Here is a 20,970-nt window from a genome sequence, read left to right as displayed (position 1 = left end):
GCCGACGCACGTCGGTCAGCGCAGCGTCGGCGGAAGACCGCGCGAGATCCGCAGCTTCTGGGCCCGCCGCTCGACGACGTAGTACCGCCACGCGATCGGGGTGAAGAGCATCTCGAATCCGAGGAAGAACCACTCCACCGGACCGAGCGGGTGGTCGTCCGGGTTGCTCGCGAGGAGGCCGTTGGCCTGGGCGATCCCGACACCGATGAGGACGAGGATGAACACGTTGAGCACGGTCAAGAGGAGCGCGATGAACAACAGACCGCCCGCCGAATTGACCGGTCGGACGATACTGCCGACGTCCCCCTTGTAGACGCCGTACTCCTCGGCGGTGAGGCCTCGGCGCTTCGCGTCCTCCGATGACAGCTCGTCGTAGAAACCCTGCTTCCGGGCCGGACGGGGTGCGAGGGGCGCGCGTGTCATACGGGGTTTCGGCGGGGCACGGAAGAACCGGACGACGCCGAGGACCAGGACGCCGAGGGCGAGGATGACACCGACGATCATCGTGAACGTGACCGTACGGATGGCCTCCCTGGGGGCGTCCACCGATCGCAGGGCGACGATGAGGAGTACCGCGGCGACGATGATGACGGGGATGGTCACGAGCGGTGCCACCCAGGTGCGGTGCCGACGCGTGCGAACCACGCCGAGGGTCGGCGTGTTCGTCGGCGGCCCGCCCTGAACCGCCGCCGACCAGGTCTGCTGCGGCTGCATCGGCCCACCAGGCACCCACTGCGCTTGCCGGGCGGCCTGCCTGGAGCGGTACTCGCGCTCGGCGCTGCGTGCGACAGTGAAGCGCCACCATGCGGCGGGTGTCGCCGCGACTGCGAGGAACAACCATGCTCTGGACCCACCCGTCCCAGCCCGTTCGGCGATGAAGTCCCCGAACCCGGCGACCATGACGATCACCGACACGATCGTGAGCCCGATGGCGACCGCGAGCAGGACGCCGGAGGTCCGTCGAGGCTCCGGTTCATCGCCGGGGAGTGGGTTCACGTTGGCGCTCATGGATACAGTCTGACGCCTTCCGGCGCCAGGGCCCGAGGGCCCGCCTGCGCCGGGGACCTTTCGGACGGCCCACGGGTGCGGCAACATGGATGGCGCCGACTCGCAGACCGTTGAAGGGGACCTCGTTCATGACCGCACCGCACGGCAGCCGACTCGCCTTCGTCTGGGGCTCCGCCCTCCTCGTCGCCGGCCTCCTCGCCGGATGCTCTGCACCGTCCAGCGGGGACCGCGACTCCACGGCGCCGTCGTCGACCCCCACCGCTACTGCGACCGCCGACGTCGCGGACGGGCCCGCCGACTACACGGCGTTCTGCGCGGCCAACCGCGCGGCGGCGACCGCGAAGTCGGGCACCGTCGGCGAGGACCTCGAGGCCGTGCAGGCGCAGGTCACGACGATCCGCGACCTCCTGCCGCTGGACGGCGTGAGCGCCGAGGTCGCAGCCGGCGCCGAGGTCTTCGCGACGTCCGCTGAGGAGACCGCAGCGATCCTCGCCGAGTTCCCGGCCGACAGCCTCGTCTCCGACGTCGGGCTCGACCCGAGGTTCACCGAGTCGCAGGCCGTGCAGAGCGCCGCGACCGACCCGGACTATCAGGCGTTCATCGCCTGGACCATCCAGACCTGCGGATTCGACACCGCCGGCGAGTGAGCCGGCCCTCCGCCCGACAGACGACACCGCCCGCCGACGGTGCCGCCGTCACCACGTCTGCGCGATGATCGCCTCGGCGACCCTCACCCCGAGCTCCGATCCGACTCGGACAACCCGGCGATCGCGGCCCGCACCGTCTCGCGCCCGCGTGAGAGTTCCTGCATCCGCTCCTCGATGACCTCGAGATGCTCCCGCAACAGGTCCACACGCTGCGAGACGGGCATGGTGTCCCAGTCGCGCATGCGATCCCGCATCTCGTCGAGCGAGAAGCCGGCCGCCCGACCCGCCTGGATCAGTTCCAGACGCCGCACGGCGCTCGGCCCGTAGTCGCGATACCCGTTCGCGCGCCGTTCGACCTGCCCTGGGCTGAACATGTCGCGCTGCTCGTAGAAACGGATCGCGGACGTCGCCAGACCGGTCCGTCTCGCCAGCTCACCGATCCTCATCGGAGTCCTCCTTGACCTTCAAGTGACTTGAATCTCTAGCCTCATGGACGGAAGCCCGTTCCACAACGTCCTGAAGGGTCATCATGTCTCAACCGATCTTCGTCCTCGCCTCCGTCCTGTTCGGATGTCGACTGCTGCTGCTGATCGCCCTCCATGTCGTGCCCGGCGGGATCCACCCCGTCCGAGACACCGTGAGCGACTACGCGGTCGCCGACTCGCGCACCACGCGGACCCTCGCGACCGTGTCCTCCTGGAGTGCGGCTGCCGCCTGGGCGGCACTGGGCGCAGGCGTGTTGACCGACGTGTCCCTCGGCGACAGTCGGCTCGGTGTCGGCGGCTGGCTCCTCGTGCTCGGGGGCCTGCTGGCGGCGATGCCGTTCGTGCCGACCGATCGGACGGGTTCCTCGACGACAGCGGGCGGAAGGGTGCACCTCCTGTTCGCCATCGCTTGGTTCACCCTCGGGTACTCGACGATCAGCCCGCTCGGACGCCTGCTCGGTGGAGCGCCGGGCGCCGTCCTGGGCGTCCTCGATCCGATCGCCGCCGTCGCGCTCGCCGCCCTCGTGGTCTCACTCCTGGTCCGGCCGCTTCGTCCGCACACCTTCGGCTTGGCCGAACGCGCGTTCATCCTCGTCGTGACGGTCGCGCCGCTCATCGCGAGCGTCGGTCTCGCCGCTACCGGGTCTGGGCGATGATCGCCTCAGCGACCGTCTGCGCGCCGTCGCCGGAGCTGACGGCATAGAACGTCTCACCGACGGTGAGGTAGAGCGGCGACCGCGGACCGTCCATGCGGCGCGCGACGAGTGCCGACTCGCCGTCGACCGCGCCTTCGAGGGTGACCGGCTCGAGCGCCGCCGCCATGTCGGGCTGGGCTGCCAGCTCGTCGATGATCGTCGCGCCGTCGCGCACGACCAGGATGTCGGTGTACCCGAAGCCCTCGGCGAAGAGTTCGCAGCTGAACGCACCGACTCGGGCGCTCGCCGCATCCTCCAGATCGCCGATCGGCTGTGCCCGCGGATCGATGACGGTGTAGGTGGTGGTGGCCTCGCCATATTGCAGTGCGGAGACGATCCCGGCCTCGTCCAGCCCGCCGTCGCAGGTCGCGTCGCCCTCGCGCGGCGCGAGCGCGGGCCAGGCGAGCTGCGCCTCGGAGGCGGGCTCCACCGTCGTGAAGGTGGTCTCCGCCGCCGTGGCGAGGTTGTCGAGGACCTCGCCCGCCGGCGTGCCTTCGAACCGGCTGCCGGTGGAGGTCAGTCCGGAGGCGGTGATCGACAGCTCGACCCAGGCCGAGCCGACGGGCGCCGAAACGCGCCACCCGGTCTCGCCCGACGAGGTGGTCGCCTCGACACCGGCGATCGTCCTCGTGTCCTCGGACGGTGTGTCGCCGGCGTAGGGCGGCGCCCAGTCGTCGGCAGCGCCCGGCAGGATCTCGATCGAGAGGTAGGCCCAGTCGCCCGCTCCGTCGCCGATCATCTGCTGTCCGGCGCCCACCCGCCAGGAGCAGGCGAGCCCGCCGGCCGCCGTCAGGACGGCCAGATCCACGGCGTCGGACGGCTGCACGGCCTCGACGACGTCCGCCGGTTCAGCGGCGAGGACGCCGGCGACGGTGTCGAGCGATGCGAGGTCGCTGCACGCGAGGAGGTCGGCCGACGCCGGGCTGCTCGGCGCATCGGAGGTCGGCGACTCGTTCGGCGTCGCGGATGATCCGCACGCCGACGCCGACAGCACCACCATCACGGCGAGCCCCGCGCTGATCCCGACCGACCGCATCCCCGCACCCCTGATCCCCATGCGCCGAGACTATCGGTGGCGCGCGCCGAACGCTCACGGGGGAGGATGGAAACGGCGTCGTGCCGATGCCATCACCGAACCGAGGAGTTCCCTGTGACCACGACCCGCCGCGCCCTGATCCTGATCGACGTCCAGCAGGAGTACTTCGCCGGTCCGCTCGCGATCCAGTACCCGCCGCGCGAGGAGTCGATCCTGCGGATCGCGACCGCCATCGAAGCGGCGACGGCAGCAGGAATCCCGGTCGCTGTCGTCCAGCACTCATCGGGCAGCGGGGCTCCGGTCTTCGACCCGGACACGAGCGCGTTCGAGCTCCACCCCGAGGTCGCCCGCCGCGCGCAGCCGTCGTGGAAGCCGGTCGTGAAGGAGTACGGCTCGGTCTTCGCCGGGACGGACCTCGAGGCATGGCTGCGCGGTCAGGGCGCGGACACCGTGACGCTCGTCGGGTACATGACGAACAACTGCGTCATCGCGTCCGCGGCGGGCGCCGAGGAGATCGGGATCGACGTCGAGGTGCTCTCCGACGCGACCGGCGCGATCAACCTCGAGAACGCGGCCGGGTCCGTCGACGCGAAGACGGTGCACACGACCCTCATGGCGCTGCTCGACTCGAACTTCGCCGCGGTCGCGACGACGGCCACCTGGACGCAGGCCCTCACGGACGGCAGGGCGCTGCCGAAGGACGACCTGGTGTCCTCCGCCACGCGCGCCGCCGAGCGCGACTAGCATCCCGCCGCCGATCAGTCGGTGACGGCGACGTCCCTGAGATCGAGGTGCTCGCTGACGAAGTCGGTGGGGAAGCCGGTGACGCCGTCGTGTACGACAGTGAGGGTGATCCCGGTGTAGAGCCAGTCTGCGGCGTGGTCCTTCGAGACCAGCGCTGCGGCTTCGCGGAGTCGTTCATCGGCGACCTCGGGGTCGGTCGCAGCCCTGGCCTCGGCGACCAACGACTGCACCGACGGGTTGTCGTAGCCGAAGTAGTAGTCCGGGTCCGCCCAGTGCTGGACGTCGCGTGCCTCGACGTGGTTCACGAGGCTGAGGTCGTAGTCGTGGTTCGTGTAGACGTCGTTCAACCAGGTGGGGAACTCGACGCTGTCGACCGTGAGGGTGACGCCGATGGCCTTGAACTGCGACACCAGGACGTTGGCGGCGGCGGTGCCGTAGTGGTTCGGGACGGTGAGCGTGAGTGCGAGGTCTTCCTGGCCGGCCTGGGCGAGGAGCGCCTTCGCCGCTTCCGGGTCGTAGCTCACGACGTCACTGAGGTCCTCGTAGCCGGGGTCGAGCTCCGGGATCGGTCCGTACTGCAGGGCGGCGGCGCCGCCGACGGCCTCGATGATCGCCGCGTGGTCGATGGCCGTGCGGAGCGCCTGCCGGACGAGGGGGTCGTCGAGCGGTGCGCGCTGGTTGTTGAAGGCGAGGGTGTACTTGTCGGTCGTCTTCCCCTCGACGATCGTCAGGCCGTCGGCACGCTCGACCTGGTCCCGCAGGTTCGCGTCGAGACCGATCTGCACGTCGACCTCGCCCGCGAGGGTCGCGTTGACCGCCGAGGATGCATCGGGGATGTAGCTGAAGACGACCTCCTTCACCTTCGGCGCGTCACCCCAGTAGTCGTCGTTCCGCTCGACGGTGATGCTGTCGCCCTGCTTCCAGGACGTGAGCGTGAACGGGCCGGTGCCGTTCGCCGTCGTCGACAGGTCGTTGTCCGCCCCGGCCTGGAGGACGAGTCCCGCACGACCCGTCAGCGCCCACAGCAGGTCGGAGTCGGGGGAGCTGAGCTGCAACCGGACGGTGTGATCGTCGACCGCCGTGACGGTCTGCAGCTGCGCCAGGTCGAGGTGGTCGACGAACGCCGCGTTCTGCTGCACCTGCGTGAGCGAGTCGACCACGTCGGCCGCGGTGAGCGGAGCGCCGTCGTGGAAGGTCACCCCGTCGCGGAGGACGAAGGTGTAGGTGAGCCCGTCGGCGCTGACCTCGTGGCGCTCGGCGAGGGTGTCGATGATCTCGTTGTCCGGTGTGCGCGAGACCAGCCCCTGGTAGACGTTGTCGATGAGGACCTGTTCGAGTGCGACGCCGGAGGTCGTGCGGATGTTCAGGTCCGACGGCTCGAGGACGAGGCCCACGCGGAGCGTCGCGTCGGTGTCCGCGGTCGGCGTCGTCGCCGGGCCAGCGCAGCCGGTGAGGACGAGGAGTGACCCGGTGGCCGCGATCACGGCGGTGAGGAAGTGACGACGCAGTCGGTGACGGGGCATGGAGAATATTCTCGCGGATCCCGGCACCGCGCCGAGCCGGTCGGCCCGACCCGGGTCAGTCCGAGGCGTCGTCCGACAGCGAGCCGCTGATGACCGCGAGCGTCGCCGACTGGGCGCGCTGCGCACGATCGCCACGTCGGCCCACGAGCAGACCGACCACGGATTCCGTCACGAGCATGATGGCCGCCCGGGAGGTGTGCACGAGTTCGTCCCGGAAGGTCGCGTCGATGGGAGCGACCACGAGCGCGACATCGGCGAGTTCGGCGACGGCCGAGCGCGGGAAGGAGGTGATCGCGAGGACGGTCGCGCCACTCGCCCGAGCTGCCGCGGCCACGTCGACGGACGCCCGGTTCGCGCCCGAACCCGACAGGACCAGACACGCCGCGCCCGGGCCGAGGTGGGTGGCCGCGATCTGCTGCCCGAGGGTGTCGGGCAGGTACTCGGCCGGCCGGCCTGCGGAGATGAGCCGCATCGCCAGATCGGAACCGAGCGGTGAGGAGAGCCCGTTCGCCGCGATGAGCAGTCTCGGTGCCTCGTCGAGCACACGGACGAACCGTTCGAGCGTCTCCTCCGTCATCGCCGACGTCGTCTGGCCGAGGCGACCGGCGAAGTGGTCGATGGCACCGCGGAGGGTGCCGAGCATTGAGTCGTCGCCATCGTCGCGGGCGATCGGTGTCCCGAGCGCGACCTCGCGGGTGAGGGCGACCCGCAGCTGCGGGTAGCCCTCGTACCCGAGCGATTGCGCGGTGCGGATGACGGTGGCGCGGCCGACGCCGGCGAGGTCGGCGACCTCTTGGGCGGTGCGCTCGATGCTCGCCTCGATGTCCTCGGCCACCGTCTCGGCCACCCGGCGTTCGCTCGGCTGGAGCGACGGCGCGAGCATCGCGATCCTGGCCGTCGGCGGGGCGTCAGCGGACCCTGTCCACATTGCGGCTCCTCGTCGTGCGGGCGGGAAGGGTGGTACGGGTGGTGCGGGCGATGCCGGGGCCCCGGGTGATCCGGCGTCGGATGGCACCCGAGATCGCGTCCATCGTCATGGTCACGACGACCACCACGATCAGCAGCATCCCGACTGTATCCCACTGGCGATAGTTGGTGTAGTTCGCCAGCATGCTGCCGATTCCGCCCGCGCCGACGAGCCCGAGGACCGCCGAGGTGCGGATGTTGATCTCGAACCGGTAGAGCGCGAGCGACAGCAGTGCCGGGGCGGCGGCAGGCCAGAGCGCCCAGCGCGTCACCTCGGCGGTACCGCCACCGGCAGCGCGGACGGCCTCCGAGGCACCCTCCTGCACGGACTCGATCGTCTCGTAGACCCACTTCCCCTGGGTGCCGATGCCGGCGATCCCGAGGGCCAGCGCGCCCGTGAACGGAGTCAGCCCGGTGATCGTGAGCAGGATGAGGGCGATGATCACCTCCGGGACCGCGCGGATGACGGCGAACACCCCACGCAACGGCAGCCGCAGCCAGACCGGACCGACCGACCCCGCGGCGAGCATGCCGAGCGGGATCGACACGAGGACGCAGAGGATGGCCCCGATCCAGGCCATCGAGATCGACCGCCACATCTCGGTGAGCGCCCGCGGCAGCTTCTCCCAGTTCGGGCTCTCGAACATGAGCCCGCCGAAGTGCACGAGCTGCGCCGGGACGGTGCCGAGGTCGCGCCAGTCGATCGGCAGGCCGGCGGTCGCGGCGATGACGACGATCCCGACGGCGACGGCCGCGAGGGTCGGGACGAGTCGCGAGGGACGGCGGGGGAGCAACGTGTTCGGATCGTTCGCGGTCATACGAGTCGCCTTCGCAGCAGGTTGGACGCGACCTCGATGAGCACGACGACGACGAGGATCTCGAGGACGATCACCGAGACGTCGTCGTAGGCGTAGAACGCCCGCCGTTCGTCGAGCAGCCGACCGATGCCGCCGGCGCCGACGATGCCGAGGATGGCGGAGATGCGGACGTTGAGCTCCAGGGTGTACAGCCACTGGTTCGCGAACAGCGGCCAGACCTGCGGGAGGACGGTGACGCGGTTGATCTGCGTGTGCGTCCCACCGGCGGCCGTGCCGGCTTCGATGTACGGGTGGTCGGCGGAGTCGATCGCCTCGGAGACGAGTTTGACGATGATGCCGAGGTCGAAGAGGAAGAGCGTCAGGAGGCCGGGCAGCGCACCGACGCCGACCATGGCGACGAGGATGGTCGCGTAGACGAGGTCGGGCACCGCGCGGACGACGTTGACGATCGCGCGCAGGATGCGACGCGACAGGCCGTTCGGGTTCGTCGGGGCCGCCGCCCACAGCGTCAGCGGGACGGACAGCAACGCAGCGGCCACCGCACCCACGAGCGCCATCTGGAGCGTCTCGAGCATGGGTTGCACCGTGCGCGGCAGGAAGGCGAAGTCGGGTTGGAAGAGCTGGAGGAGCAGACCGGAACCGTTGTCCCAGTGGGAGACGAGCGCGCCGAAGTCGAGCTGCACGCCGCCGATCGCCGGGAGGCAGGTGGCGATCGTGAAGGCGGCCACGGCCCCGATGATGAGCGCGGTCCGCAGTCGGGTGCTCGGCCTGGGCGGGAGCTGCCAGTCGGTCCCGGACGGCGGCTTCGCGTCGGTCCTGGTCGCCGTCATCGGTCCAGCCGATCGTCGGGCTGGATGGGGCGACCGTAGATCCGCTCGAAGTCCGCCTCGGTCGCGTCGGATGCGGAGCCGTCGTAGACGAGTTCGCCGTCGCGGAGCCCGATCATGCGGGTCGTGTAGGTGCGGGCGAGGTCCATGAGGTGGATGTTCACGAGCACCGTGAGACCCGTCTCGGTGTTCACCCGACGCAGGTCGTTCATCACCGCGTGCGCGGTCGGCGGGTCGAGGCTCGCGACGGGCTCGTCGGCGAGCATGACGCTCGGCTGCTGCGTGAGGGCGCGGGCGATCGCGACCCGCTGCTTCTGCCCACCGGAGAGCTGCGCCGCGCGGGTCCAGACCTTGTCGAGCATGCCGACCGACTGGAGCGAACGCAGGGCGAGCTCCCGGTCGGTGGCGGTCGTCAGGCCGAGGAGGTTCCGGTACGTCGGGGTGCTGGCGAACCGGCCGACGAGCACGTTGCGGTACACGCTCGTCCGGTCGGCCAGGTTGAAGCCCTGGAAGATCATGCCGACGTGCCCGCGCAGACGACGGAGCTGCCGGCCGCGCAGACCGGTGACGGTGTGCGGCCCGACGGCGACGGTCCCGCTCGTCGCCGGCACGAGGCCGTTGATCGTACGGATGAGCGTCGACTTGCCGGAGCCGGAGAGCCCCACGACGGAGACCATCTCCCCGGCGGCGATGTCGAGGGAGACGTTGCGGAGCGCCTTCGTGCCGTTCGGGTAGGTGACCGAGACGTCGTCGAGACGGATGGACCACGACGCGGAGGCCGCGAGCTGGGCTCGGGCCTCCGCGCGATGCTGATCAGTGTTCATGCACCGGATTCCTGGAGAGGGTCGATCGGTTGGAGCGGGTCAGTTCGAGAACTGGTCGAGGATCTCGCCGTAGCGGGTGATCTCGTCCGGTGCGGTCTTGTCGGTCCAGCCGGAGAGGCCGACGAGGTCGAACATGACCTTCTTCGCCGCATCGGAGGAGTCCGCGTAGCCCGCCATGAGCTTGGTGAGCTGCTTGGTGAGGTCGGCCGGGAGCGACTTCGAGACGGCGACGCCGCCGTTGGGGATCATCTCGGTGTACGCGAACGCGACGACCTTGTCGGCGACGTCGGGCGCCTCCTTGAGGACGGTCGTGCGCGCGTCCCAGTAGCCGAACGAGACCTCGGCGTCGCCGTTGTAGACGGAGAGGACCGCGTTGTTGTTGCCCTCCACCGGGACCTGGGTGATGTCGGCGTCCGTGTCGATGCCGGCGTCACGCATCGCGACCACGGGGTACTGGTACCCGGCGGGCGAGGTCGCGGCCTGCAGGGCGACCTTGGTGCCCTTCGAGATCTTGTCGAGGGCCTTCAGCGCGGCCGGTCCTGCACCGGTCGCAGCGTCTGCACCGGGCTCGATGCCGTTGCAGTACGAGAGCGGGGTGTCGCTCGCCGCGTAGGTGACCATGACCGGCGCTTCGGCGCAGTACTTGTCGGGGTTGTTCGTGTAGGCGACCGACGCGTACGAGGTCGCGCCGAAGCGGACGTCGCGCAGGACGAGGTTCGCGTCGTAGCGCTCGGTCGCGTTGTAGAGCGAGCCGGCGTCGGTGATGATGACCTGTGCCTGGTCGCTGCCGAGGGCCTCGACGGTCGCGGCGTAGTCGGTCGCGACGACCCCGTTGACCTCGATGCCGAGGTTCTCCGACAGGTAGCTGGTGAGCGGGTCGAGTGCTTCGGCGAGGTCCTCGCCCTCCACGGACGGCACGAGCGAGATGGTGATGGAGTCGGGCCAGGACGCCGTGCCCGTGGCCGACGGGGACGAGGCGGCGGGGCTGCAGCCGGCGAGGGCGAGGGCGGCGACGGCCGCGACGCCGGTGAGGAGCAGGGTCTTGCGCATGTTCGGGATGCCTTTCGAGGGTGGAGGGTGATCAGGAGGCGGACGGAGCGGGAGTGGAGGTCTGGGAGGCGTCGGGGTGGCGCGATGCGGCTGCGGCCCAGGCGATGATCTGGTCGTACAGGTCGGCGAGTGAGCGCCCACGCATCGTGGCTGTGGCCGTCGAGCGCTCGAAGGTCGCGCCGACGAGGGCGGTGTCGGCGCCCAGCTCGGCGGCGGGAGCGAGGTCGTTCTCGACGATGTCGCCGACGGCGAGGACGGGGCCGGCGGCGAGCGCGTCACGGATGAGCGGGACGAGGCCCGCCGGCTTCCCGACGGTGAAGTGCACGGCGTCGAACGCCTCGGCGACGCCCCAGGACTGGAGGAGCGCTGTGATGCCGTCGCCGGGGGCGTTCGTGGCGAGGACGAGTCGGGCGTGGGTGCCCAGCGTCTCGAGGAATGCGGGCAGGCCGTCGGGGGAGTCGACCGCCGCTTCGCTCGAGCCGAGCAGCGCGCGCGAGTCGTCGTAGGACGCGCCGATGACGTCGGCACCGACGCCGGCTTCGCGGGCGATCCGGGTCACGGCGTCGTACCCGTCGCGGGCGTCGGTCTCGCCGGTCGTGAACGCGGCGAGGGCGGCCTCGGCGCGCATCGCGAATCCGGTGTCGCCGGTGCGCTCGGCGATGGCGCGGGCGAAGGCCGTGATCGGCCCGTCGCCGAGGGCGAGGGTGCCGTCGAAATCGAAGAGGATGGTGGGGGCCACAGGCGCTCCTTCTGAGCGTGTCGTTCACACGGCCGCTCCTGCGGACGCTGCGTCCATCATGGACGGCGAGTGTGGACGCAATCACCATGGCGGGTGAACGGCGGGTGAATTCACCGACGCACGAGCCGCCTATGCTGTGGTGCTGTGATGATGACGGAGCTCGCGCGACGAGCAGAGACCGAACCCTCGACCGTGCTCGAGGAGCACTCCTGGTTGGGTGCGGCGATCGACGAGGACACGGTGGCAGGCCGGTTCGCCTCGTGGGGTGCGTCGACCGTCATCGACGAGCACACGGGCGGGCCCGTGATCCCACGTGCGCTGTTCGAGGCGCTGCATGCGCGCGCCGGCCTCGCCGCGGCCTGGCCGGTCGGGAACGCCGGGCTCCTCCACGTCTACGGCTACCTGCTCTCGGCGGTCCCGACACCCTACGGGTTGAAACGCGACCGCTGGCTGGACGGAGCGCTCGCGCGCGCGTTCGGGCTCCCTGACGACGAGTTCGTCCCATGGGCCCGTGCGTCGTCCCTGCTGTCGCGGGTGACGGCGGCCGCGCAGGACCTGCTCGCACGACCGGTACGGATGGCCGACGGCCCGTCCGGTCGGATGGTTCTGGGGCTCGGCGATCCGACGGACACCGACGCCGTCGCGCTCGTGTACGGCATCGACGAGCGCCTGATCACGACCTTCCCGGTCGCCTCCGGTGCAGCGCTGCTGGAGGAGTGGGACGCCGACCCCGACCGCCTCCGGTGGAATGCTGCGGCTGCAGGCTGACGCGGATCAGGCGTCGGAGGATCCTCGGCGGACGTCCCGGCGACGCCCTGATCGCACGCCGGATCGGCGGAGGCGCCCGGCGACGAGACCGGCCAGCTCCATCGCGAGGACGTAGCTCACGACGCGGACCGCGAGCAGCACGATGACGAGCACCGGTGAGACGAGATCGGGTGAGATCACCGCGAAGGACAGCGCCCAGATCGCGACGCCACCGGCCGCGGCCGCAAGCCAGGTCGTCGTGCGGGCGGGGTGCCGTCGGCGGGCGAGCACCAGGTCGATCGCCGCCGCCGGGACGACGAGCGCGACGATGATCGCCGGGCCGAGGGCCGTGACGGGCAGCGCGAGGAGCCCGGTGACGGCTGCGGTGAGCACCGTCGCACCGGGGACGCCCGTCCAACGCCTGGCGAGCATCGGCATGACCATCGTGACGGCGGCGATCGCGGCGTAGAGCACGGGGTTGAGCACCGCGGCGGTCGACGTCAGCGGGCTGACGAGGAACAGGATGACGGCACCGACGGCGCCGAAGGCCGCGCAGCGGAGCAGGGTCGTGGTGGTCGCGGTTCTCATGGCCTCAACAGGCTAGTGGTGGTGGAAGGACGACGGGCGGGCCGAGCCCGAAGGCTCGACCCGCCCGATCGGTCAGTTCCGGGTCAGCGTCCGGTGACGAGGCGGCGTCGGATGACGAGCCCGGTACCGAGCAACAGCAGGATCGCCGCCCCGACCGCCAGTGGTGCGACGGTCGTTCCGGTCGAGGCGAGCACCGGACCCGGCGTGCTCACGGTCGCCGTGGACGGGTCGGAGGTGAACGACTCGCCGCCCGGCGTCGTGCCGGTCCCGAACGCGGTGTTGCGGATCGAGCCCGCGTTCAGGTCCGCTTGGGTGACCGTGTAGGTCGCGGTGCAGACGACCTGGAGCCCGGGGGCGAGGAGCGCCGTGCCCGTCGGGCAGGTGATCGCGGACAGCGTGCCCGTGCCGGTGAAGTCACCTTCCTGGACCGCGACGTCACGAAGGGTGACGTTGCCGGTGTTCGTCACCTCGAACGAGTAGGTGATGACCTGTCCCGCAGTCGTGGCCCGCTCGACATCGGCCGTCTTGACCACCGAGAGGCCGGGGACGGGCGGCGACGGGATCGTGACCTCCGATGGCGGCGAGACCGGCGGCACACCGTTCACACTGCTCGGCGGCGTCGCCGTCGCGGTCGCCGAGTTCGTGATCAGGCCCGCGTCGACGTCGGCCTGCACGACCGTGTAGGTGGCCTCGCAGGTGATCGTCGCGCCCGGTGCCAACGAAGCGGCTTCGGCCGGGCAGACGACGTCGGACAGCTCGCCGGCGCCGGAGAACTCCCCTTCCACCACCGTCGGGTTCGTCAGCGTGACGTTCCCGGTGTTGGTGAGGAGGAAGGAGTAGGTGACGACCTGGCCGACCGCGAGGCCGTCCTGGGCCACCGCATCGGCCGACTTCACGACCGTGATGGCGGGTGTCGCCGGGAACGCGACGGTGGTCTCCGACGGTGGCGAGACCGGGGGAGTGCCACCGTTCGGCGGGGTGCCGGTCGCGGTCGCGGTGTTCGTGACGGATCCCGCGTCGACGTCGGCCTGGGTCACCGTGTAGGTGGCCTCGCAGGTGACGGTCGCGGCGGGAGCGAGCGCACCTGCCGCGGGCGGGCAGACGACGTCGGAGAGCTCACCGGTGCCGGTGAAGTCGCCCTCGTCGACCTGGACGTCGGTGAGGGTGACGTTGCCGGTGTTGGTGACGAGGAACGAGTAGGTGACGTCCTCGCCGGCGTTCGCGACCGTGGTCGGCGTCGCGGACTTCGCCACCGTGATGGCGGGCGCTGCGGGGAACTCGACCGTGGTCTCCGACGGCGGTGAGACCGGGGGAGTGCCGCCTGCCGGCGGGGTGCCGGTCGCGGTCGCCGAGTTGGTCACCGAGCCGGCGTCGACGTCGGCCTGCGTGACCGTGTAGCTCGCCTCGCAGGTGACGGTCGCCGCCGGGGCGAGCGAGCCGGCTGCGGCCGGGCACACCACGTCGGAGAGCTCGCCGGTGCCGGTGAACTCGCCCTCGATGATCGAGACGTCGGTCAGGGTGACGTTGCCGGTGTTGGTGACGAGGAACGAGTAGGTGACGTCCTCGCCGGCGTTCGCGACCGTCGTCGGCGTCGCCGACTTCGCGACGGTGAGCGCCGGGGCCTGGGCCACGCCCGGGATGGTGACCTCGGACGGCGGTGAGACCGGTGGCTGGCCCTGCGGCGGGGTCCCGGTCGCGGTGGCCGAATTGGAGACGGTCCCGGCATCGATGTCGGCCTGCGTCATCGTGTAGGTGGCCTCGCAGGTGACGGCCGCCGCGGGGGCGAGCGTCGCCGCTCCCGGCGGGCAGACGACGTCGGAGAGGTCACCGGTCCCGGTGAACGCGCCCTCGTCGACCTGGACGTCGGTGAGCGGCACGTTGCCGGTGTTGGTGACGAGGAAGGAGTAGGTGATCTCGTCGCCGACGGCGTACTCCGCAGCAGCGGGTGACGCGGACTTCACGACGGTGATCGCGGGAGCCTGCGGCACGAACTCGACCGTGGCGTCGGCCGGCGGGTTGAGGCCCACGCTCGTGATGTTGTCGGGACCGTTCGTGAACGTCCCGGCGACGGGCGACGTGACCTCGACGGTGACGGCGCAGGAGGTCATGCCCTGGCTGAGGTTCCCGGTGACGTCGATCGACGAGCCGCCCTCGGGCGCGGTGACCACACCCGACGGGCAGGTGGTCGAGGCGTCGCCGTCGGCGATCGTCAGGCCGGCGGGCAGCGCGTCCGTGAAGGACCAGCCGTTCTTCGCCGCGAGCTCGTCGGTGTTGGTGATCGTGAGGGTCAGCGTGGACGTCTCACCGGCGACGACGCTCGCCGGGCTGAACGACTTGTCCAGCTGCGGGGAGACGTCGAGCACCTGGATGTTGTCGAAGGCGTGGTCGTTGCCGGCCGTGCCGCCGCCGGTCAGGTTGCGGGCGACGATGCCGACGGTCGCCCCGGGGAGCAGGACGGCTCCCGGCGAGACGTAGGTGCCGACGCGGACGTTCTCCGCCCCGGCCGCACCGGTCGCCGGCGCGGTGACGGAGCGGGAACCGGCTGCGGTGCACCCGTTGACGGCACCGACGGAGTGCGCGTCGCCCTGGTCGTCGGTGAGGAAGAACTCGAGGACGGGCTGCTGCGACGCGTTGCAGGACACCGCGGCGAGGTCCACCGAGGTCGTGAGGAACCGGCCGGCGCTTGTGAGCGCGATCGGGTCGACGGTCGCGAACTCGACCGCGTTCGGCGGGTTCATGGTGAGGTTCTGCTGAGACGTCCAGGCGCTCACGGAGTGGTTGGACGTGTCGCCGGCGCCGAGGGCCCAGGCGAGCTGCCGCGTGCGTCCTTCACCGGACGCCGATTCCGCGAAACACTGCGGCTCCGCTGACGAGGCGAAGCTCGTCACGTTGCCGTTGCACTGGGCATGGTCGCGCCAGGAGGCGTCCGCGGTGTAGCGCGTGCCGTCGGCGCCGACGTAGTCCTCGATGTACGTCGGCGACGTCGCTCCGTTCTCGAAGTCCTCGGCGTAGACGATCGATCCCGACTGCGGCGTCCCCGGCGTCCCGGGCAGCGCCTGCGCGCTCGAGCCGACCCCGACGAGCGAGAGCGCCGACAGGACGGTCACCCCGATGATCCCCATGGTCGCGCGAGCGGCGGACGGTGCGCCCCACCGGTTCCGCCACCGTGCGCGGTGACTCCTTCGACCCGTGTGCTGCTGCATGTGTGTTGCCTTCCCCGTGAAGCGGCGGTGCGCCCGCCGAAAACCTGGCCCCAGCTGAGGGGCCGAGGATCAGTAGAGCGGCAACCCCGACGCGTTCCGGGCGGATCGGCCAAAGACCACCCCGCATCCTGCCCCGGGTGTTCCCCGACAGGTGAGGGTCACCTAGGGTTGACCCGTGCACATCGGTCGGAATAGGTACTTTCCCTCCCTCGGGGCGGGGTTCCTCCACCCCACGGACGTCGCCCCGGTCACCCGTCTCCTCACCACGGCCATCCAGGAGGAGGACTGGGACACGGTCGTCTCGGTGATCGAGTACGAGTGGGGGATCCTCATGGCGCTCGACCTCGCGACGCTCGACCGTGCGCTGCAGGCGCTCCCGGCGCGCGTGCTCTCGAACCACCCCATCGTCTTCGCCGTCCGGGAGATCCGGCTCAACATCCGTGGGGAGACCGACGCACTCGACCAGTCGGTGGGGCGGTTCCAGCTCCCGACCGATCCCGACGACCTCCGGGACCGAGCTCGCACCGAGCTCGCGCGCATCAGCCTGAGCGCATCGACGGCGTTCATGATCGCCTACCGCGTGCACGGTCGGCACCAGCGCGCGTTGCACTACGCGCGGATCACCGAGGAGCTCGCGCGACGGGCCCGCGTGCACCGCCCGACCGAGTTCGCGCCCCGCGTCCCCACCGCCCTGTTGCAGGTGGGGATCACGAAACTGCTCGTAGGTGACCTCCACGAGGCGAGCCTCGTGCTCCGCGAGGCGTACGAGCTCCGACACGAGTCGTGGGACGGCCGGAACGGCGGTGACGCCTCCGGCAAGCTCGCCCTGCTCTACGCGGTGCGCGGCGAGATCGTGGAGGCGGACCGCTGGCTCGAGCGCCACGACGACGGGGGCGGCGCGCACGGGTGGATGGTGCCGCTGGTCCAACTGTCGGGTGCCATCGCCCGGGCCTTGATCGCCATCGCCCGCGTCGACCGGGCGACGGCGGAGGCGGCGCTCGCGACGCTCGAGCTCCAGGTCAACCGCGAGCGGTCCTGGGCGCCGTTCATCACCTACGCGCAAGCGCAGCACGCACTCCTCTGGGGCGATCGACGGGCGGCGCTGCAGCTCATCGAACGCACCCGCGTGTTCGCCGGTCGCAGCCTGCGTCATGCCGGGTCGGAGCGACTCCTCGACGCAGTGGAAGCGTCACTCCTCCTCGCCCTCGACCGTCCGACGGAGGCCAGCGTCCTCCTCGACGGCCGTGACCGGAACGCCCACACCGCGGCGGTCGCCTCGCGGCTCGCGCTCCTGACCGACCGCAAACCCCTCGCGCGGGAGCTCGCAACCGCCGGGCTCGCAGAGGAGCACATCGACGCCGGTGCGCAGACGGAGCTGCTCATCACCTCGGCGCTCGCCGACGACTCGGACGAGGACGGTCGGCGGCATCTCCTGCAGGCGATCGCGACGACGGCGCGGACCGGGATGCTCACACCGTTCGTGGTCGCGCCGCGCAGGCCGCTGCGACACCTCCTCGGCACGATGTCGCCCAGCGAGACCCATGCGCGGATCGAGCGGACGCTCGCCTCGAGTCCCGAGCCGACGCCGGAGACCGTGCAGCTCGTGGAGCTCACCGCCACCGAGCGTCGGATCCTCCAGCTCTCCGCGGAGGGCCGGACCCGGCAGGACATCGCGCAGGCGCTGTACGTGTCCGCGAACACGGTGAAGTTCCACTTCCGGAACGTCTACCGGAAGCTCGGTGTCGACTCCCGCGAGGACGCGCTGGCCACCGCACGGCGGTTGGGGCTGCTCCCGACCGAGCGGTGAACGTGCCGGGTCGCCACGTCGCCGGAGTCTTCATCGGATAGGACATCGCCTCGCGGTTCGCAAGCCCCCATCCGCTCGCGGCACTCCCTCCGAAGCTGGTCTGAGTGGCCGCGACCTGCGGCCCGGGAGAGGAACGCCATGTCGGAGATCACCGCACACCACGGCCTGCTGAAGGAGACGAAGCTGCACGTCGACGACACCGGCGGCAACGGACGCCCGGTCGTCCTCATCCACGGGTGGCCGCTGTCGGGCGAGTCGTGGAGGGAACAGGTCCCGGCCTTCGAGGCCGCCGGCTACCGTGTCATCACCTACGATCGCCGCGGCTTCGGTCGCAGCGACAAGCCGCTGACCGGTTACGGCTACGACCGGCTCACCGACGACCTGCAGGCCGTCATCGAAGCCCTCGACCTGCGCGACGTGACGCTCGTCGGGTTCTCGATGGGTGGCGGCGAGGTCGCCCGGTACTTCACCCGCCACGGTTCGGAGCGCATCCACAGTGCGGTGTTCGCCTCCGCAGTGCCGCCCTACCTGCTGCAGACCCCCGGCAACCCGGACGGTCCGCTCCCCGTCTCCGAGGCCGCGAAGATGACCGCAGGTCTCACGGCGGACCAGGACGCGTTCTACGACCAGTTCACGACCGACTTCTTCTCGGTCGACGGCGAGCTGAAGGTCACGGAGGAGCAGCGTCAGGAAGCCCTCGCGCTCGCGCACCAGGCGTTCAAGCCCGCCGCGCTCGAGGCGATGGCGTCGTTCGCGAACACCGACTTCCGCGACGACTTGCCGAACGTCACGGTCCCGACGCTCGTCATCCACGGCGACAGTGATGCGACCGTCCCCTTCGAGGGCTCCGGTGCACGGACGCACGCGGCGATCCCGACGTCGACGCTGTATGTCGTCGAGGGTGCGCCGCACGGCGTCAACGTCAGCCACGCGGAGGAATGGAACGAGGCCGTCCTGGAGTTCCTCGCGAAGTAGGTCCGGCGACTGCACGCGGTGACGCGCGGCGCATTCCGTGCCGCGCGTCACCGCGTTTCCGGGTCAGTGGGATGCCGACACGCCGCCTGCCGTGGGGAGGGCCAGCGACCAGGCGTCGGCTCGCACCCCCGCGTCCTGCCGCACGGCGTATCGCTCGCCGTCGGCCGGATACGCCCGGAACGTCTGGGCGGGGTGCCCGGTGTGGTGGATCTCGACGATGGACGCGTCGATGAGGATCCGGACCTCGTCACCCTCGGCCAGCTCGCCCCGCCAGATCAGCTGCGTGTCCGAACCCGCCAGCGCGAGGGAGGCCGCGCCTGCACCCGTGAGTCGCACCTCCGCCTGATCAGGGAGTTCCGCCGCATCGACGACCTCGGCCCGGAGTCCCGTCAGTTCCCGCGCGGGGACCAGCTCGACCTCGTCGCCGCGGACCACGAGCTCGCGCGGGAACGTCAGCATGCCCGACCAACCCTGGTCGTCGGTGTCCGCCTGCGTCCGGCCGCGCACGCCGTCGGGGGCGATCTCCTGGGCCCAGCCCCAGAGGAGCACCCGCTCCGGCTGGCCGTCCGAACCGTCGGACTGCACGGCCTGCGGTGCGTAGAAGCTCGACCCCTCGTCGATGATGCCGGTCCGCCGGGCGCTGAACACGGGTCGCCCCGTGGCCTCGTCGAGCTCCATCGAGCCCAGGACCCAAGCCACCCCGCGGTGCGGCTGGCCGTCGAGCCACAGCGACACCAGCAGCACCCAGTCGTCGCCGACGCGCACGAGCTGCGGGCACTCCCAGCCTTCGCACGGAGCGAGCTCCGAGACGACCGGCGCCTCGGCCGTCAGCAGGTACCCCTCCTCGGTCCAGGCGTCGAGGTCGTCGACACCGCAGAGGAGTAGTGCGCCACCGACGTCGGAGCGGCCGGCACCCTGGATCGCCCAGCGGCGCCCACCCAGCTCGAAGACGAACGGGTCGCGTACCATCGTCACGCGCTCGTCCGCGGGGAGCGAGGCCGCGACGACACGTTCGCCGCTCCAGTCCTGCGCATCCGCCGAACCGTGGACGACGACGACCTCCGAGAACCCGTGTCGATCACGCGCGCCCGAGTAGACGACGGCCGGCCGGCCCTGGTCGACGACCCCGACGCCACTCCAACAGCCGAAGCCGTCGGTGGTGCCCGGCCGGGGCGCCAGGGCCACCGGGTGCTCCTCCCAGGCGAGCAGGTCCGGCGAGCTCACGTGACCCCAGTGGATGTCCTCGTGCCGGGCCGACCCCGGGTTGTACTGGAAGAAGACGTGCCAGCGACCGTCGACGAACATGATGCCGTTGGGGTCGTTCAACCACCCGGCCTCGGGTCGTGGGTGCAGCAGTGGGAAGCCGCGGTCGAGGACGTGCGTTGCGTGGAGGCCGGTCATGGCTTCCTTTCGGTTCGAGATCAGTCGGATCGAGGGGAGGGCGGTGGTGCTGGTCACTTGCTGACGCCGGCGGTGAGCCCTTCGCGCAGCGGCTTCTGGCCGAAGACGAAGACCAGCGCAGCCGGGATCATGGACAGGACGACACCGGCGAGGACGGTCGCGACCGACCCGGTGCCGAGATTGCCCTGCAGGGTCACGAGCCCGAGCGGGAGGGTGAAGTTCTGCTCGCTGATCGTGAGGATCAACGGTCGGAAGAACTCGTTCCAGTGGTAGTTGAACGCGAGGATGCCGACGATCGCGAGGCCCGGGGCGGCGAGCGGCAGGTAGATGCGGAAGAAGATCTTCCACGGTCCCGCCCCGTCGATCTGCGCCGCCTCGGCGAGCTCCGGCGGCAGCCCCATGAAGTACTGCCGCATGAGGAACGTGCCGAACGCCGTCGGGATCATCGGGATGATGAGCGCGAGGAGCGTGTCGGAGAGTCCCATGCCGCGGATGAGCATGAACACGGGGACGATCGTCACCTGCATCGGCACCATCATCGTGGCGAGGATGAGTCCGAACAGGATGCGCTTGCCGCCGAAGTCGAAGCGCGCGAACACGTAGCCGGCCATGGCCGCACTGAGCATCTGTCCGGCCGCGATGAGGAGCGTCACGAGCGCGCTGTTCCAGGTGTAGAGCAGGATCGGGATCTTCTGGAAGACGTCGATGAACGCGCCCGGGCCGAACTCGGTCTGCCCGGTGGCGACGTTCGCCGGGGTGAGCGCCGTGATGAGCGTCCACACCACCGGAGCGAGCGTGAGGAACGCGGCGATGACGAGGACGAGGAACTTCCCGGCCGTGGCGAGTCGGCGGCGTGATGAGTCGGGGGTGACTGCTGCGATGGACAT

Annotated in this window: 20 protein-coding genes; 6 read left to right on the top strand and 14 right to left on the bottom strand. The window is 70.7% G+C overall.

Features of this window, described 5'->3' with window-relative positions:
• Positions 1 to 15: 15 nt before the first annotated feature.
• Positions 16 to 1,008, bottom strand: a complete 993-nt coding sequence (locus tag GV015_RS17235; protein ID WP_159879611.1) for a hypothetical protein — start codon at positions 1,006 to 1,008, stop codon at positions 16 to 18.
• A 128-nt stretch (positions 1,009 to 1,136) separates the two neighbouring features.
• On the opposite strand from GV015_RS17235, the gene GV015_RS17230 reads away from it, so the two are divergent.
• Complete coding sequence (locus tag GV015_RS17230; RefSeq protein ID WP_159879609.1) at positions 1,137 to 1,655, top strand: hypothetical protein; 519 nt, start codon at positions 1,137 to 1,139, stop codon at positions 1,653 to 1,655.
• 83 nt (positions 1,656 to 1,738) lie between these two features.
• On the opposite strand, the gene GV015_RS17225 is transcribed toward GV015_RS17230, so the two are convergent.
• On the bottom strand, positions 1,739 to 2,101 hold the full coding sequence (locus GV015_RS17225) for a MerR family transcriptional regulator (protein WP_159879607.1): 363 nt from the start codon (positions 2,099 to 2,101) through the stop codon (positions 1,739 to 1,741).
• An 83-nt stretch (positions 2,102 to 2,184) separates the two neighbouring features.
• Here GV015_RS17225 and GV015_RS17220 point away from each other — a divergent pair, with 83 nt between their 5' ends.
• Entirely contained in the window at positions 2,185 to 2,796 is a 612-nt protein-coding gene (locus GV015_RS17220; RefSeq protein ID WP_159879605.1) for a DUF998 domain-containing protein, read from the top strand.
• Here the strand turns inward: GV015_RS17220 and GV015_RS17215 are convergent.
• Positions 2,777 to 3,892, bottom strand: coding sequence for a hypothetical protein (locus tag GV015_RS17215; protein ID WP_159879603.1), 1,116 nt, complete (start codon positions 3,890 to 3,892; stop codon positions 2,777 to 2,779). The two genes, GV015_RS17220 and GV015_RS17215, sit on opposite strands and share 20 nt — an antisense overlap.
• A 93-nt stretch (positions 3,893 to 3,985) precedes the next feature.
• Here GV015_RS17215 and GV015_RS17210 point away from each other — a divergent pair, with 93 nt between their 5' ends.
• Positions 3,986 to 4,615 (top strand): isochorismatase family protein, encoded by a 630-nt coding sequence (locus GV015_RS17210; RefSeq protein WP_159879601.1) that lies wholly within the window; start codon positions 3,986 to 3,988, stop codon positions 4,613 to 4,615.
• A 14-nt stretch (positions 4,616 to 4,629) separates the two neighbouring features.
• Here the strand turns inward: GV015_RS17210 and GV015_RS17205 are convergent, their stop codons facing one another.
• Genes GV015_RS17205 through GV015_RS17175 form a run of 7 tightly spaced genes read right to left on the bottom strand, consistent with a single transcriptional unit; the run spans position 4,630 to position 11,362 of the window.
• On the bottom strand, positions 4,630 to 6,138 hold the full coding sequence (locus tag GV015_RS17205) for an ABC transporter substrate-binding protein (protein ID WP_159879599.1): 1,509 nt from the start codon (positions 6,136 to 6,138) through the stop codon (positions 4,630 to 4,632).
• 55 nt (positions 6,139 to 6,193) lie between these two features.
• Complete coding sequence (locus GV015_RS17200; RefSeq protein ID WP_159879597.1) at positions 6,194 to 7,066, bottom strand: MurR/RpiR family transcriptional regulator; 873 nt, start codon at positions 7,064 to 7,066, stop codon at positions 6,194 to 6,196.
• Complete coding sequence (phnE, locus tag GV015_RS17195) at positions 7,047 to 7,922, bottom strand: phosphonate ABC transporter, permease protein PhnE (RefSeq protein ID WP_159879595.1); 876 nt, start codon at positions 7,920 to 7,922, stop codon at positions 7,047 to 7,049. The genes GV015_RS17200 and phnE (GV015_RS17195) overlap by 20 nt, the downstream gene beginning before the upstream one ends.
• Entirely contained in the window at positions 7,919 to 8,752 is an 834-nt protein-coding gene (phnE, locus tag GV015_RS17190) for a phosphonate ABC transporter, permease protein PhnE (RefSeq protein WP_159879593.1), read from the bottom strand. The genes phnE (GV015_RS17195) and phnE (GV015_RS17190) overlap by 4 nt, the downstream gene beginning before the upstream one ends.
• Complete coding sequence (gene phnC, locus GV015_RS17185; RefSeq protein ID WP_159879591.1) at positions 8,749 to 9,573, bottom strand: phosphonate ABC transporter ATP-binding protein; 825 nt, start codon at positions 9,571 to 9,573, stop codon at positions 8,749 to 8,751. Before phnC ends, phnE (GV015_RS17190) begins: the two co-directional genes overlap by 4 nt.
• A gap of 39 nt (positions 9,574 to 9,612) precedes the next feature.
• A complete protein-coding gene (phnD, locus tag GV015_RS17180) occupies positions 9,613 to 10,623 on the bottom strand; it encodes a phosphate/phosphite/phosphonate ABC transporter substrate-binding protein (RefSeq protein ID WP_086474191.1) in 1,011 nt (336 codons plus the stop codon).
• Between the two features lie 31 nt (positions 10,624 to 10,654).
• Positions 10,655 to 11,362: an HAD family hydrolase gene (locus GV015_RS17175; RefSeq protein WP_201299408.1), complete on the bottom strand. Its 708-nt coding sequence runs from the start codon at positions 11,360 to 11,362 to the stop codon at positions 10,655 to 10,657.
• 150 nt (positions 11,363 to 11,512) lie between these two features.
• Here GV015_RS17175 and GV015_RS17170 point away from each other — a divergent pair, with 150 nt between their 5' ends.
• Positions 11,513 to 12,130: an amino acid deaminase gene (locus tag GV015_RS17170; RefSeq protein ID WP_201299407.1), complete on the top strand. Its 618-nt coding sequence runs from the start codon at positions 11,513 to 11,515 to the stop codon at positions 12,128 to 12,130.
• A gap of 6 nt (positions 12,131 to 12,136) precedes the next feature.
• Here the strand turns inward: GV015_RS17170 and GV015_RS17165 are convergent, their stop codons facing one another.
• Both GV015_RS17165 and GV015_RS17160 read right to left on the bottom strand, forming a co-directional pair.
• Positions 12,137 to 12,697 carry a hypothetical protein gene (locus GV015_RS17165; RefSeq protein WP_159879589.1) on the bottom strand — a complete coding sequence of 187 codons (561 nt, stop codon included), beginning with the start codon at positions 12,695 to 12,697 and terminating at the stop codon, positions 12,137 to 12,139.
• Between the two features lie 83 nt (positions 12,698 to 12,780).
• On the bottom strand, positions 12,781 to 15,900 hold the full coding sequence (locus tag GV015_RS17160; protein ID WP_159879587.1) for a DUF11 domain-containing protein: 3,120 nt from the start codon (positions 15,898 to 15,900) through the stop codon (positions 12,781 to 12,783).
• Positions 15,901 to 16,075: 175 nt separating this feature from the next.
• Between GV015_RS17160 and GV015_RS17155 the strand changes: the two genes are divergently transcribed.
• A complete protein-coding gene (locus GV015_RS17155) occupies positions 16,076 to 17,707 on the top strand; it encodes a LuxR C-terminal-related transcriptional regulator (protein ID WP_159879585.1) in 1,632 nt (543 codons plus the stop codon).
• 138 nt (positions 17,708 to 17,845) lie between these two features.
• Positions 17,846 to 18,682, top strand: a complete 837-nt coding sequence (locus GV015_RS17150; protein ID WP_159879583.1) for an alpha/beta fold hydrolase — start codon at positions 17,846 to 17,848, stop codon at positions 18,680 to 18,682.
• 63 nt (positions 18,683 to 18,745) lie between these two features.
• Here the strand turns inward: GV015_RS17150 and GV015_RS17145 are convergent, their stop codons facing one another.
• Both GV015_RS17145 and GV015_RS17140 read right to left on the bottom strand, forming a co-directional pair.
• Positions 18,746 to 20,083, bottom strand: a complete 1,338-nt coding sequence (locus tag GV015_RS17145; protein WP_159879581.1) for a glycoside hydrolase family 32 protein — start codon at positions 20,081 to 20,083, stop codon at positions 18,746 to 18,748.
• A gap of 53 nt (positions 20,084 to 20,136) precedes the next feature.
• Positions 20,137 to 20,970 carry a carbohydrate ABC transporter permease gene (locus GV015_RS17140; protein ID WP_064294695.1) on the bottom strand — a complete coding sequence of 278 codons (834 nt, stop codon included), beginning with the start codon at positions 20,968 to 20,970 and terminating at the stop codon, positions 20,137 to 20,139.

It is taken from the genome of Plantibacter sp. T3 (assembly GCF_902506515.1).
GTDB lineage: Bacteria > Actinomycetota > Actinomycetes > Actinomycetales > Microbacteriaceae > Plantibacter > Plantibacter auratus.
The sequence above is the reverse complement of the archived record's forward strand: the minus strand, read 5'-3'. Positions and strand labels throughout refer to the sequence as shown.

What these genes read in the sequence shown, in the direction of transcription:
- GV015_RS17200 (WP_159879597.1), bottom strand. Translation starts at nt 7,066, where the DNA reads ATGTGGACAGGGTCCGCTGACGCCCCGCCGACGGCCAGGATCGCGATG.
- GV015_RS17215 (WP_159879603.1), bottom strand. Translation starts at nt 3,892, where the DNA reads ATGGGGATCAGGGGTGCGGGGATGCGGTCGGTCGGGATCAGCGCGGGG.
- phnE (WP_159879593.1), bottom strand. Translation starts at nt 8,752, where the DNA reads ATGACGGCGACCAGGACCGACGCGAAGCCGCCGTCCGGGACCGACTGG.
- GV015_RS17205 (WP_159879599.1), bottom strand. Translation starts at nt 6,138, where the DNA reads ATGCCCCGTCACCGACTGCGTCGTCACTTCCTCACCGCCGTGATCGCG.
- GV015_RS17220 (WP_159879605.1), top strand. Translation starts at nt 2,185, where the DNA reads ATGTCTCAACCGATCTTCGTCCTCGCCTCCGTCCTGTTCGGATGTCGA.
- GV015_RS17150 (WP_159879583.1), top strand. Translation starts at nt 17,846, where the DNA reads ATGTCGGAGATCACCGCACACCACGGCCTGCTGAAGGAGACGAAGCTG.
- GV015_RS17165 (WP_159879589.1), bottom strand. Translation starts at nt 12,697, where the DNA reads ATGAGAACCGCGACCACCACGACCCTGCTCCGCTGCGCGGCCTTCGGC.
- GV015_RS17145 (WP_159879581.1), bottom strand. Translation starts at nt 20,083, where the DNA reads ATGACCGGCCTCCACGCAACGCACGTCCTCGACCGCGGCTTCCCACTG.
- GV015_RS17170 (WP_201299407.1), top strand. Translation starts at nt 11,513, where the DNA reads ATGACGGAGCTCGCGCGACGAGCAGAGACCGAACCCTCGACCGTGCTC.
- GV015_RS17160 (WP_159879587.1), bottom strand. Translation starts at nt 15,900, where the DNA reads ATGCAGCAGCACACGGGTCGAAGGAGTCACCGCGCACGGTGGCGGAAC.
- GV015_RS17225 (WP_159879607.1), bottom strand. Translation starts at nt 2,101, where the DNA reads ATGAGGATCGGTGAGCTGGCGAGACGGACCGGTCTGGCGACGTCCGCG.
- GV015_RS17140 (WP_064294695.1), bottom strand. Translation starts at nt 20,970, where the DNA reads ATGTCCATCGCAGCAGTCACCCCCGACTCATCACGCCGCCGACTCGCC.
- phnE (WP_159879595.1), bottom strand. Translation starts at nt 7,922, where the DNA reads ATGACCGCGAACGATCCGAACACGTTGCTCCCCCGCCGTCCCTCGCGA.
- GV015_RS17235 (WP_159879611.1), bottom strand. Translation starts at nt 1,008, where the DNA reads ATGAGCGCCAACGTGAACCCACTCCCCGGCGATGAACCGGAGCCTCGA.
- phnC (WP_159879591.1), bottom strand. Translation starts at nt 9,573, where the DNA reads ATGAACACTGATCAGCATCGCGCGGAGGCCCGAGCCCAGCTCGCGGCC.
- phnD (WP_086474191.1), bottom strand. Translation starts at nt 10,623, where the DNA reads ATGCGCAAGACCCTGCTCCTCACCGGCGTCGCGGCCGTCGCCGCCCTC.
- GV015_RS17230 (WP_159879609.1), top strand. Translation starts at nt 1,137, where the DNA reads ATGACCGCACCGCACGGCAGCCGACTCGCCTTCGTCTGGGGCTCCGCC.